Source organism: Bradyrhizobium sp. B025 (assembly GCF_042257955.1).
Taxonomy (GTDB): Bacteria; Pseudomonadota; Alphaproteobacteria; order Rhizobiales; family Xanthobacteraceae; genus Bradyrhizobium; species Bradyrhizobium diazoefficiens.
The window spans coordinates 1122377-1135224 of record NZ_CP170150.1 but is presented as its reverse complement, the minus strand read 5'-3'; the positions used below and the strand labels follow the sequence as shown (position 1 = coordinate 1135224).

Genomic DNA, 12848 nt, shown 5'->3' with positions numbered 1-12848 from the left:
GCGAGAGACGGAGGGTACGCCGGCTCGATTCATTCCAGGTCGTGATCAAAGTAATGCCGGCCCAGAGCGATCAGCGCCCCTAGCATTTAACTCCACCTGGAGCGAAGCTATATGCTCCATTGCAGAGCGGTTCCCGAGAGCGCTCGGCAAGCACGAGATTGGTTGTGCTCAGCCCAGCCGCGGTGACGACGAAATGGAGCTTCGCCAGGACGCCCCTCATGTCTTGGTCACCGCTTTTCCGGTGAAAGCGCTTTGAACGATGCCCAGCCCAAGGAATTGTTACGTCCGCTGACGCGTGCGGGTTGGACTTGTCTATAGGGCCGCCGCTTCGTTATCGATTCCCAGCGCTCCGGCTATCGTCAAGCTCCCACATCATGTGTGGCAGACCTCTGGTCCAACCCGTCAAACGTGCTCGGCGCAACACGTCCCCACCACGGCCGGGCTATCACACAGGTGTCCTCGCCGCAGCGAGCATCGGCAGCAACTGGTTTGTACTGTAGCCCCCAATTTCTTAGGGCAAACAAATCAGTCAGCAACTGCTAAGCTAAGGAGGACCGAGGAGACAGCATTGATGTCTCCTGTGTCAGAACGTAACCTAAGTTCGTCTGAGCTATGCGGGATTTTGGGTGACGAGGCGATCAGGCGGCGTGGTTTTCCGGCACTTGGATGACCTCGATGCCGTTTTCGAATCTGACACCTGCGCTGACCTTCGGCAACTGATTTGTGCCTTTCAGCCGCCGCCAGGTCTTTGATGCGGCGCAGAGCAGCTTGAACACCATCAACTTGGCAGTCGTTGACGATAACGAACCTTTCGTGCGCACCGTTCTGTGCCGGACCGTCGCGAACACGCTTTCGATGGGATTCGTCGTCCGCAAGTGGTCCCAATGCTCGGCGGGGAATTCGTAGAACGCAAGCATTGCGTCGCGATCTTTCGTCAGGCACTCGACCGCCTTGTCGTACTTCGCTCCGTATTTCTCGGCAAAGACATCGATCGCCACTTCGGCCGAAGCTCGGTTGGACGCCAAATAGACCTCGCGCAGATCCTTCTTCATGCTGGCCTGTACCGACACTGCGACTTTGTTCAAGATATTCGCGGTTTTGTGCACCCAGCACCGCTGATGTCGCGTGGCGGGAAAGACCTCGTCGAGCGCCTTCCAGAAGCCGAGCGCGCCGTCACCGACGGCGATTTCCGGGGCGATCTTCAGCCCACGGGTTTTCGCCTCGACGAGCAGTTCGTGCCAGCTCTGCGTGCTCTCGCGCACGCCGACCTGGAAGCCGATGAGTTCCTTCTTGCCTTCCGGCGTCGCGCCGATCAGCACCAGCATGCATTCGCTGTGGTCTTCCATGCGAGCCTGCAGGAAGACGCCGTCCGCCCACACGTATACGTACCGGCGCGCCGACAGATCGCGCTTCTGCCAACGCTCGTACTCGAGCTGCCACTCCGTCGTCAGTCTGGAAACCACCCCCGGAGAAAGATTCGGCGCATCCTTGCCCAAGAGCGCCGCCAGCGCCTCCTGGAAGTCGCCCGTCGAGATGCCTCGCAGGTACAGAACCGGCAAAAGTGCATCCAAGCTCTTCGTGCGCCGTGCCCACAACGGCAGGATCGCCGAGGTGAAGCGGATCCGCTCGCCATCGCTGGTCACCGCGCGATCGCGAATCTTTACCCGGGCGACTTCGACGGCGCCGATCCCCGTCTGGATCGTCCGCACTGGACCATGGCCGTGCCGCACGAGGCGGTCGCGGCCATCGGGACGCTTCAAGCCCTTCATCGCGGCGAGAAACGCCTCGGCTTCCATCTCGACAGCCTGCGCAAGCAGCTGCCGAGCACCAGATCGCAAAATATTCGTCAGTGGATCGTCGATCTCATCGGGCTGACGCAGTGGGACAATGTTGCTATGCTCGTTCATGGCGTATCGCTCTCCTTGAGGTTCTGGCAGGCTCGACACCCGCCTCGATACGCCGCCTATCTCATTCCGTCATCACCCAGTTTCCCGCATAGCTCGTCTGCTGGGTTGAGCTGGCCGCTTCCGGAGGGAATGACCGATGAAGACCTGGAGCTTTTGCTTTTCCCGGCCCCACGACCAGCGTCTCAGAGCCCGCAGCGGCCGGTGCCCGACTGGAGCTACATCGATAAAGAGCTCCGCCGGCGCAACGTAACCCGTCGCCTGCTCTGGGAGGAGTATCGCGCCGTTAATCCCGACGGTTTCGGGTACACGTGGTTCTGCACTACCTACGAGGCCTGGAAGGGGCGGGTCCGACCTTCGATGCGGCAGATTCATCTGGGCGGCGAGAAGGTGTTCGTGGATTTCGCCGGCGACACCATCGACATCGTCGATCCCCTGACCGGGGAAGTGCAGCCGATGAAGCTGTTCGTCGCGGCGATGGGCGCTTCGAACTACACCTACGCCGAGGCCTGCCCCAGCGAGAGCTTGGCCGACTGGATCCGGGCCCACGTCAACTTGTTCACGTTTTTGAGCGGAACGGCGACGTTCGTGGTCTGCGACAACCTCAAAGCCGCCGTCAGCAACCCCGACCGCTACGATCCCGGCCTCAATCGCACTTATGCCGAGATGGCGAGCCATTACGGCACGGCCATTCTCGCCGCACGGCCGCGGCGCCCAAAAGACAAGGCGAAGGTCGAGGTCGCGGTGCAAATCGCCCAGCGCTGGATTCTGGCCCGGCTGCGCAATCAGCGCTTCTTTTCCCGGGCCGAGCTCAACGCCGCCATCAAGACACTCGTCGACGAACTCAATGCTCGTCAAATGCGTGGCTTCGGCTCAAGCCGCGCCGAACTGTTTGCCGAACTCGACAAACCCAAGCTAACCCCGCTGCCAGATCAGCCTTATGCCTTCGCACGCTGGAAGCGCTGCCGCCTCGCTCCCGATTATCATGTCGAGGTCGACGGCCATTGGTACTCCGCGCCGTATCGTCTGATTGGCGAGCTGGTCGATGCCCGTATCGACGATCGGACGGTCGAGATCTTCCACAAGGGCCAGCGGATCGCCAGCCATGCCCGCGCGCCCAACCGACGCGGACACACCACCATCGCCGACCACATGCCCAGCGCCCATCGCCGCTACGGCGAATAGACCCCCGCCGCGGTGATCGCCGCCGGCGAGCGGATCGGTCCTTCGACAGCAGCGTTTTTCCAGGCCGTGATCGACGCCCGGCCCCATCCAGAACAAGGCTTTCGAACCTGCCTTGGCATTCTGGCGCTCGTCAAAAGCTACGGCGCCGACTGACCGGAATGGCCAAGGCCTTCGAGGAGCAGCGCCGATCGCCCGATCTCGAAGCCCTGCCGTTCGAAGATCGCATCGGCCTGTTGGTCGACCGCGAAGCCGCCGAACGCGACACCAGGCGGCTCACCACGCGCCTCAAGATCGCCGCACTGCGCCAGACTGCTTGCGTCGAGGACGTCGATCTGCGCACCCCGCGGGGCATCGACCGCGCCGTTTTCGCCAAACTCGTCGAAGGTCGCTGGATCGATCGCCACGAGAATTTGCTCGTCACCGGGGCAACCGGCCTGGGCAAAAGTTGGTTAGCCTGCGCGCTCGGCCACAAGGCCTGCCGCGACAACCGATCAGTCCTCTATCATCGCGTTCCAAGGCTGTTCGAGGCGCTCGCGCGCGGAGACGGACGCTACGCCCGGCTCCTCAAAAGCCTCGGCCGCGCTCAGCTTCTGATTTTGGATGATTGGGGACTATCGGTGCTCACCGCCGCGGAACGCCGCGATCTGCTCGAAATCCTCGAGGACCGACATGGCCGCGCATCCACCATCGTCACAAGTCAGCTCCCCGTGGACACCTGGCATGGAGCCATTGGGGACCCCACGGTCGCCGACGCCATTCTCGATCGCCTCGTCCACAACGCCCACCGCCTCCAGCTCACCGGAGAAAGCATGCGAAAACGCAGCGCCAAAACCATCACCCTTGACGGCAACCAGAACACTGACTCTATCTCCCATCGGCCGTAGCGGGCTGCTCACGATCGTCTGAATTCAGTGCTCACGATCGCGCGAAATCGATGCTCACGATCCGTGAAATCCGCAGATGCTCCCGGTGCGGGTCTATCGAGGGCTGTAAAGGGTGGTTTGTTGCTGATCGCCAGCATGCCAGATCGAAGCCCTGGTTCATATTTTGAAAGTGAGAACGGATGGATTTCCCCTCGACCAAGCGGGTGCGTGAACAATCGGACAGCACGGGCCCGCAAGAGAGCTCACCCGCGGCTCCGTCCGCAGCCGCAGCGACCTTTGAGCGGCAATTGAGCGAGATCGGCAGTTCAGGTGAAGGAGCAATGCCGGCCGCCTCGACGCCGCAGCCGGCTCAGTCAAAAGGGATTCTGAGAAGGCTCAGCAAAAGCCCCCTTTATTCCCAGGATGCTCCCCTTATTTTGGGGCTTGAGAAGGCCCTCATCAAGGGCGGGGCCGCCAAAGGCACCGCACGAAATAATCTATATTCTCTTCGCAGCTTTGGCCAGTGGCTCTTCGCAAATAACAAAGATCCCATTGCTGCTCGGCTCGACGACGAAGAGTCGCTGACCGTTGATGCGCGCGTGTTCGAAAAGCGTCCCGCGACACTCCTTAGGGCAATAGACCATCTCAGGACCTCGCGGTCGACGGGCGGAATCGTGCCGATCGCAGGCCGCACTGAGTTGCATCCTTATCCCCAGGACGCAGCTCTGATCGAAGGGTACAAAAACGACGCAGCGACAGATACCGGCAAGAAGGATGCAAGCAAGAATGCAACTGCTCTTCGCAGTTTCAGCGACTACCTGCGTGAAAACAGCAAGAAGGGCATTGCTGCTCGTCTTTCAGACGAGGCGTTGGATGGAGATGTCAAGAGCTATAAGAGGGCCCCCGGTGCTGATTCAAGGATCGGTGCCGCTCTGGCTCATCTCCGAAAATCGCAGGCGGGCGCTAAGGCGATGGAGCTCGAGCGCCATATTGATTCCGAAGACGCGGCCCTGAAGGAGTCGAGGCAGGTCGGCGACGCTGCTGCGCAGCACAGTTCGTTGCAGAAAGCTGGCAGTTGGCCAGAGGAATTGCTTCCTGCGGAAGGCCATGATCAGAATTTGCTTTTGGGTCCGATGGACGAACCCGGCCCGCCGTCCTCGGCGCCGCAACCGGCTCAGTCAACTGGGGTTGCGATAGGGCACAAGAAGCGGCCTCTTCATTCCGAGGATGTTCCCCTTATTGCGGGGTTTGAGGAGGCCCTCCGGAATGGGAGCGCCGCCGAACGCACCGTCCGAAACTATCTATCTTCTCTTCGCAGCTTTGGCCAGAGGCTCTACGCAAATAACAAAAAGAGCATTTTTGCTCGGCTCGACGACGAAGAGTCACTGACCGCTGATGCGCGCGAGTTGTTCGAAAAGCGTCCCGCGACACTCCTTAGGGCAATAGACCATCTCAGGACCTCGCGGTTGACGGGCGGAATCGTGCCGATCGCAGGCCGCACTGAGTTGCATCCTTATCCCCAGGACGCAGCTCTCATCGAAGAGTACAAAAACGAAGCAGCGACAGATACCGGCAAGAAGGAAGAAGCCAGGAAGGATGCAACGGCTCTTCGCAGTTTCAGTGACTACCTGCGTGAAAACAACAAGAAGGGCATTGCTGGTCGGCTTTCAGGCAAGGCGCTGGATGGAGATGTCAAGAGCTATAAGAAGGACGCCGGTGCTGATTCGAGGATCGGTGCCGCTCTGGCTCATCTCCGAAAATCACAGGCGGGCCCTAAAGCGATGGAGCTCGAGCGCCATATTGATCCCGAAGACGCGGCCCTGATGGAGTCGAGACAGGTCGGCGACGCCGCTGCGCAGCACAGTGCGTGGCAGAAAGCTGGCAGTTGGCCAGAGGAATTGCTTCCTGCGGAAGGCCACGATCAGGATTTGGGCCGGATGGACGAACCCGGCCCGTCGTCCTCGGCGCCGCAGCCGGCTCAGTCAACTGGAATTTTGATAGGGCACGACAAGCAGCCTCTTCATACCGAGGATGCTCCCCTTATTTCGGGGCTTGAGGAGGCCCTCCGTAATGGGAACGCCGCCGAACGCACTGCCAGGGGCTATGTACGTACTCTTCTCAGCTTTGGCCACTGGCTCTTCGCAAATAACAAAGATCCCATTGCTGCTCGGCTCGACGACGAAAAGTCACTGACCGCTGATGCGCGCGAGTTCATCGGAAAGGGTAATCCCTTAAGGCTTCTTGCGGCGATAGTTCATCTCCGAACCTCGCAGTCGACGGGCGGAGTCGTGCGGATCGCAGGCCGCACTGAGTTGCATCCTTATCCCCAGGACGCGGCTCTCATCGAAGAGTACAAAAACGAAGCAGCGACAGATACCGGCAAGAAGGATGCAAGCAGGAAGGATGCAACTGCTCTTCGCAGTTTCAGCGACTACCTGCGTGACAACAACAGGCCGGGCATTGCTGCTGGGCTCGGCACGTCGTTTGATGGAGATGTCGAGAGCTATAGGAAGGTCGCCGGTGCTGATTTCAGGATTGGTGCCGCACTGGGTCGTCTCCGAAAATCGCAGGCCGGCGCTGAGGCGATGGAGCACGAGCGCCATATTGATCCCGAAGAGGCGGCCCTGAGGGAGTCGAGGCGGGTCGGCGACGCCGCTGCGCAGCACATTGCGTCGCAGAAGGGTGGCAGTTGGCCAGAGGAATTGCTTCCTGCGGAAGGCCATGATCAGGATTTGCTTTTGGGGCTGATGGATGAACCCGGCGCGTCGTCCTCGGCGCCGCAGTCAACTTGGATTGTGATAGGGAAGAGGAAGCAGCCTCTTTATTCCGTGGATGCTCCCCTTATTTCGGGGCTTGAGAGGGCCCTCATCAAGGGCGGGTTCAGCAAATCCGCTGCCGAGCAGCACGGAGGTTCTCTTCGTAGCTTTAGCCGTTGGCTTTTCGCAAAAGAAAAACCGAGCATTCGTGATCGGCTCGACAATAAGTCGCTGACCGATGGCGGTGAGGTGCTCGAGTTCACCGGAGAGGGTAATCCAAAGACACTCGTTCAGGCAATCGACTATCTCCGGACCTTGCGGTCGACGGGCGAAGTGCCGATCTCACGACGCGCTAAGCTGAATCCTCACCCCCAGAACGTGGCCTTTATCAATCCCGAAGACACGGTACTGATGGAGCCGAGGCGCGTCGACGCCGCCGCTGCGCAGCACAGCGCGTCGCAGGAAACTGGCCGTCGGCCAGAGGAGCTTCCCGCGGAAGGCCGCGATCAGGATTTGCTTTTGGGGCTGATGGACGAACCCCGCTCGTCGTCATCTCTCGAGCCAGCCGCGCGCCATGACCAGGCACCGGATCCCGGAGAGCCCGACCGCCAGCAGTCCCCGGACGAGCCGATGGCTGCGCTTGCCAGGAGCAACCGCCTGCCAAGCGAGGAGGTCCTCATCAACGATGAGCATGACACAGCTGAGTTGAGGCCAGCGAAGAGGCAGAGGACCCTAAACAATCCGCAAGGCGTTGCCGGCGAGCGGCAGCTGAGCGAGATCGCCAATTCAGGCGGCCAGCCGACACCGGCGCCTACCCATCAACAGGGTACGTCGTCATGGGAGACGCAGCCGATGCTGCTGCGGAGCGGCTACGAAGATGTCACGGCGCCGCATGCGGTCGCGACGTACGTCGGGGGCGCCGCTGCGCAGCACAGCGCGCGGCAGCGAGCTGTCAGTCGGCCATTGGTCCTCCCGGAAGGTTACGATCAGGATCTGCGCTTAATGGTGGAAGACGGCCCATCGTGGCCCGAGGTTCCTCCTGAGCAGGCGCAGGACATAGTCCAAGCTGGGCAGGAACCTGCCCGGCCGACCGTGGAAGCAGCGCCAACGCACTCTGCCAGGGCTCGCTCAAATACCTACGGCGGTATTGAGGTGTCGTTTAATCCGAATTCGCCCGCATCATTTGAGTTGCGTGACAATGCTTGCAGCCCGGCGCCTGGCTTTCCGCCGCCGTTTGCCGGCCCGGTACCGGGGCATCACCAGGGCGCTCAACAGCTCGGCTCGCCGCAGGGGCTTTCTCCGGTGTCCGCCCACTCGGACGATGACGCTTTGGCGTGGTTGAGCGAGGAGCTTGCGCGGCAGATGCAAGAACCGGCATCACCATCAACTGCCAGGGCTCAGGATCTCTATCGTGGATTTAAGGCACTGCTTGATCCGGATGTGGCCGAGTTGGATGACAGTGCTCACTTTGCGCCAGCGCCTTCTGCCAGGGCTCGCTCAGACACCTACGGCGGTCTTGAGGTATCGTTTAATCCGAATTCGCCCACATCATTTGAGTTGCGCGACAATGCTTGGAGCCGGGCGCCTGGCTTTCCGCCGCCGTTTGCCGGCCCGGTACCGGGGCATCACCAGGGCGCTCGACAGCTCGGCTCGCCGCAGGGGCTTTCTCCGGTGTCCGCCCACTCGGACGATGACGCTTTGGCGTGGTTGAGCGAGGAGCTTGCGCGGCAGATGCAAGAACCGGCATCACCATCAACTGCCAGGGCTCAGGATCTCTATCGTGGGTTTGGGGCACTGCTTGATCCGGATGCGGCCGAGTTGGATGACAGTGCTCACTTTGCGCCAGCGCCTTCTGCCAGGGCTCGTTCAGACACCTACGACGGTCTTCCATTGGTTGATCTGACCGCGCCCGCACCGTCCCCATTGCGCGACGATATCGTGCGGCGGTTTCCGATCACCTCCTCCGATGCTCAGATCGGGGCGTTGAATCCGATAGCCTTGTCCCACAACCGCGGGCTGGTGCTCGAGGACACGGAATGGCTGGGCGACGAGCATATCCTCAGGGATTACCAGCTTCAGGAGCTGGATTTGCAGAGGAGCGATTCGGATCTCGCCGCCCGGACGCGGTTCGTAGATCCCCTCGAAGCGCTGCGGCTGCGCCTGGGCGCGGAGAGCGACGTGCTACGCGTATTCCATCGCATCGTCCATGATCGGCGTGATAACGATACAGCCGACTTCCTGTTGCTGCCAGTGAACGATGCCAGTGCTACGGACCGCGGCAGGCATTGGTCGCTGCTGTTCGTTGATCGCAGCAACCGGCAACGGCCTGTCGCCTATCACTACGATTCCTACGGGAGATACAACGAGACGCATGCAAGACAACTCGCAGAAAGGCTGAACCTCGCCCTGCAGCCCGCCGGCATGGCCCAGCAGCAGAACACTTATGATTGCGGCGTCTTTGTCGTGGACGGCACGCGGGAGCTGGTTAGGCAATTGGCGCAAGGACGGGAGCCAGACCAGCTGAACCTCAGCAACGTCGTTGCCAATCGGCAGGCACTGCAAGCGCGACTCAGGGGTTGATGTCGCCGTGGGCGGACCCTCGCGGCGCTTCTCTTTGAGCTTGAATGACGGCTGGAAGAAGTTCACCAGCAGGCGCGCCGCGGCGTAGAGACGTGCCATCACGCGGGCCGTCTCGCCCCCGTCGAAGCGCCCGTATCCGACGAGCCGCCGGACCACCGACAGCGCGATGCGGTTGTCGGCAAGGGCGAGCGCGCGACGCTGCGCTTCGGAAAGACCGGTCAGCTGACCGGCGCCTCGAGGAGACCGAGCTTTCGCGCGGCCAGGTATCGGCCTTCGCCCGCGATGATCGTGCCATCGCTGTCGACGAGCAGCGGGTACCGTCAAGTTAACGAATTGGAGCGGCCGAGGGGTAGACGACCGGCATGCCGACCGCCCGGGACCCTCTTTATCGCCGCCATCGCTTCCCATCGGAAGTGATCAGCTATGCCGTTTGGTTGTATTTCCGGTTTCCCAGCGGCTCATGAAGAAGCTCTTGAAATCCGCCGGCACGCCGCCGCGCGTGATGATCACGGACAAGCGTTCGCACGGCGCTGCGAGGGCGAAGATGGGCTTTTTCGTCGAACATCGCCAGCACAGAGCTCTCAACAATCGGGCTGAGAATTCTCATCAGCCGACGCGGCAACGCGGCGGATCATGAAGCGTTTCAAATCGTCCCGTCAGGCTCAACGGTTTCTGTCACTTCACGTTCCAGGCATCGTAAGTGGATCCGTAATCCCCGGGAAATTGACGAAACCTCAGACTCTCTCCTCAGCAGAGGTGTATCCGCGCCTGCGCTTGGCGCGCTCCAGCCGTCCGAATGCTTCGCCCGCTTCAGCGCTGGCATCGAAAGTCTGCACCATCGTCTGGCCGGTCGTGCCGATCCGGCCCCAGTCGCGGATCAGCGAGACCCCGCCGAACAAGGTCGGTTGGATCGAAAGCAAGTAAAACCGCCGCATGTTGCGGGTGGTGTCGATGCGGCGAAGGTGAAGCGGCCCTAGCTTAAGGTTCGGCATGCATGGATTCTCGCTTCCTGTGGAAGCGAGGTCCAATGCTTTCTATGAATCGATCAGGGCCAAACGATTCATTCTCTCGCTACATCAATTGCACCAGGCGGGTGTCTTCGGACTGTGGCGATGATGTGGAGGCTCCACGGCCCGATTTGAACCCCACCGTCTCGCGGCAAAACCGAGACCGCAGTCTGAACTGATCGAGAAGCTCACTGAATCGCGCCGGAGCTCGGTCCAAGCATTGTCGATCCAGCAGCCTCAGCAAGGTTTGAAAGCTGACTAGGTGACATCGGTGCAGCCGTTGAGCGATCGACGGAGCAATTGCGGACGAACGGGAAATCGAAGTCCGGACACGGGTGAATTATGGAATGACACCCGGGCACTTCTTTGCCGGTGCTGCTGCAGAGAATCAAGCGCGCGATGTGGTCGGACATCGCCGACCTGCGTCTGGCAGCCCGACCAACCTTATGGGGTGTTGAAGAAGCGCGCGGCCTCTTAAAGGCCGCATTCTCTGTGGTAGGGCAGTATCTGAAAGCGCGTATGGCCGCGCAACCTGAGGCGAGAGGAGGATTCCGATGTTCGAGGCTAAAGACTATCGCGTGTGCTGCCATCACTTTGTCACCCCGACCGACCGCGCCGTCTACCCGGCGCAAGAGCCCTTACTAACCTACTCTGAGGCCCTCCGGCAGGTGCAGACCGAGCAGGCCAAGGGCTACATGGTGGCCTGGGTCATCGATCGCACCGGAGCAGGCGCCACCAATGAGATTGGTGGTTCGAACGCATCGGTTCGACGTTGATCGTAAGCGCAGCTCTGGCCCTTGGATTGGCGCTTGACGTCTGTTTTGATTACGGTGTGAGCCGGCACGGCTTCCACTTTTCCGACAACGTTGACGCTGGCCTCAAGCGCCTGCCTGTCGTCGAACCACTTTTTAGAGCTTGATCACATGATCGCAGCCGCGCCGAAGATCGAAGAGGCTGCAATGCCGTTTCCACGCCGAGTCACAAGCAGAAGAAACTCAACCAGGACTCGCGCTGGTCAGCGTCATCAGAAACTGTGCACGCTCGACAGGACGATCGAGCCAGTGCGTCGAGGTCTATTCCTGCATAGGAGGACGCGGCGAGGCGGCGGGAAAGTTGGAAGGTTGGGATCCAGCAAGGTCCCGATTCGCGCGCTGTACCTCGGCGGTCCCAAACACGAGGACGCAGAGAGGTCTGTTTTGGGCGCGGGATTTTGGCTGGGACACGAGCCCGTCAGAGCGTTGCCGCCGTCGCTCTGAAATGGTCGGGAAACCTTCCGATCGTGCGAGACTCTTATCTAACCTCACTTGTGATCCGCTCCCCTCGAGACTTTTGGAAGATATCCCAACTGCCGTTCCAGAGCAGCTAAGGTTCGACGGGCCGAATCCAATCTCGCAGTCGCCTCGACCAGGTCGGCCCATGTTTTATCCGACCGTGCAACCGCCGTGGAGCCGGTCTCAAACAGGTTGTTGTTGAGATGCGGGGCCGCTTCGCCTCGCAGGGCACGCTCCAAATCGAGCAGGGTGCTCGTCAGCGCTCGATGCGCGCACGCGTCCTCTCGTTCCAGGTTTTCCGCCACGTCGAGCGCCGCACGATAGTGTCGTATCGCTGCAACGACTCTGCTCTCGAGGTCGGGCTCATCGCTCATCTGCTTTTCTCTCCACGAATCTTTGAGCAATTTGTGTCGGTCTGAACGAGCAAAAATTGTAAGCGGAGCTTTTCTCCCATTTGATTGACTGGTTTCGCTTCGGCTTTCGCTCTGCGATCCTTGGCTTGTCAGAGAGCCGAGAGGAGACTGAAGGCGATGGAACAATCGGGGGAGGAAGCCGAAGCTGATGGCTTTGTGGGGAAGCTTACGCGCCGGACGCGTTCTGGATGCCGGTTATGGTCTGCGGAGATCAAGGGGCGCGCTGTTTTCGAGAGCATGAAGCCCGACGCCCGGGTATGTGATGTCGCACGGCGTTATGGTGTGAAGGCCCAGCAGTTGACGACGTGGCGCAGATTGGCGCGTGCTGGCCGGCTCGCATTGGTCACGGACGACGCGGCGGATTTCGTGTCGATCGAGCTGAGCGATCCAGTGGCGCCAGGCAAGAGCGAGGGCCCGTCGAGATTACGATTGGCAAGGTTTCGGTCCGCCTGGATGCGGACGTGTCGGCGGTGCGGATCGCGGAGATGGTGACTGCGATCGAGCGCGGCGCATGATCATTCCGGCGCAGGGACTGCGGATTGTGCTTGCTGTGCGTCCTGTTGACTTCCGGTGCGGGCACGACGCGCTGGCCGGTCTTGTGCAAAACACACTTGGGCTCGATCCGCATTCGGGCCTGATCGTGGTTTTTCGTTCGAAGCGCGCCGACCGGCTGAAGATTTTGCTATGGGACGGCACGGGCCTCGTTTTGGTCTACAAGCGCCTTGGCCGCGATGGTCGTTTCGAGTGGCCGCAGATCAGCGACGGCGTCATGCATCTGACGCGCGTGCAGTTCGAAGCGCTGTTTGAAGGGCTGAACTGGAAGCGAGTGGGCGAACGGATTGTCGCGACGCCAGCTGCGGCGAACTGAC

7 protein-coding genes and 3 pseudogenes are annotated in these 12848 nt (G+C 60.8%); 7 read left to right on the top strand and 3 right to left on the bottom strand.

Going from position 1 to position 12848, the window contains the following annotated elements; all coding sequences use genetic code 11:
• Positions 1 to 638: 638 nt before the first annotated feature.
• Positions 639 to 1892: pseudogene (locus ACE10W_RS05435) on the bottom strand (IS256 family transposase); the annotation flags it as partial.
• Between the two features lie 3 nt (positions 1893 to 1895).
• On the opposite strand from ACE10W_RS05435, the pseudogene istA reads away from it, so the two are divergent.
• From istA to ACE10W_RS05415, 4 genes and pseudogenes are all read left to right on the top strand, one after another.
• A pseudogene (istA, locus tag ACE10W_RS05430) lies at positions 1896 to 3239 on the top strand (IS21 family transposase); the annotation flags it as partial.
• A gap of 8 nt (positions 3240 to 3247) precedes the next feature.
• Entirely contained in the window at positions 3248 to 3973 is a 726-nt protein-coding gene (gene istB, locus ACE10W_RS05425; RefSeq protein WP_253574539.1) for an IS21-like element ISFK1 family helper ATPase IstB, read from the top strand.
• A gap of 179 nt (positions 3974 to 4152) precedes the next feature.
• The gene (locus ACE10W_RS05420; protein WP_253574538.1) at positions 4153 to 9288 is read left to right on the top strand and encodes a Ulp1 family isopeptidase; all 5136 of its coding nucleotides are present in this window, start codon (positions 4153 to 4155) and stop codon (positions 9286 to 9288) included.
• A 362-nt stretch (positions 9289 to 9650) separates the two neighbouring features.
• Positions 9651 to 9972 (top strand): annotated as a pseudogene (locus ACE10W_RS05415) (DDE-type integrase/transposase/recombinase); the annotation flags it as partial.
• 50 nt (positions 9973 to 10022) lie between these two features.
• Here the strand turns inward: ACE10W_RS05415 and ACE10W_RS05410 are convergent.
• Positions 10023 to 10280, bottom strand: a complete 258-nt coding sequence (locus ACE10W_RS05410; RefSeq protein WP_011084508.1) for a WGR domain-containing protein — start codon at positions 10278 to 10280, stop codon at positions 10023 to 10025.
• A 569-nt stretch (positions 10281 to 10849) separates the two neighbouring features.
• Between ACE10W_RS05410 and ACE10W_RS05405 the strand changes: the two genes are divergently transcribed.
• A complete protein-coding gene (locus ACE10W_RS05405) occupies positions 10850 to 11071 on the top strand; it encodes a hypothetical protein (RefSeq protein WP_014497999.1) in 222 nt (73 codons plus the stop codon).
• Between the two features lie 524 nt (positions 11072 to 11595).
• On the opposite strand, the gene ACE10W_RS05400 is transcribed toward ACE10W_RS05405, so the two are convergent.
• A complete protein-coding gene (locus ACE10W_RS05400) occupies positions 11596 to 11940 on the bottom strand; it encodes a hypothetical protein (protein ID WP_011084509.1) in 345 nt (114 codons plus the stop codon).
• Positions 11941 to 12096: 156 nt separating this feature from the next.
• Here ACE10W_RS05400 and ACE10W_RS05395 point away from each other — a divergent pair, with 156 nt between their 5' ends.
• Both ACE10W_RS05395 and tnpB read left to right on the top strand, forming a co-directional pair.
• Complete coding sequence (locus ACE10W_RS05395; protein ID WP_309248224.1) at positions 12097 to 12471, top strand: transposase; 375 nt, start codon at positions 12097 to 12099, stop codon at positions 12469 to 12471.
• A gap of 19 nt (positions 12472 to 12490) precedes the next feature.
• Positions 12491 to 12847 (top strand): IS66 family insertion sequence element accessory protein TnpB, encoded by a 357-nt coding sequence (tnpB, locus tag ACE10W_RS05390; protein ID WP_011090953.1) that lies wholly within the window; start codon positions 12491 to 12493, stop codon positions 12845 to 12847.
• The last annotated feature ends 1 nt before the right edge of the window (position 12848 follow it).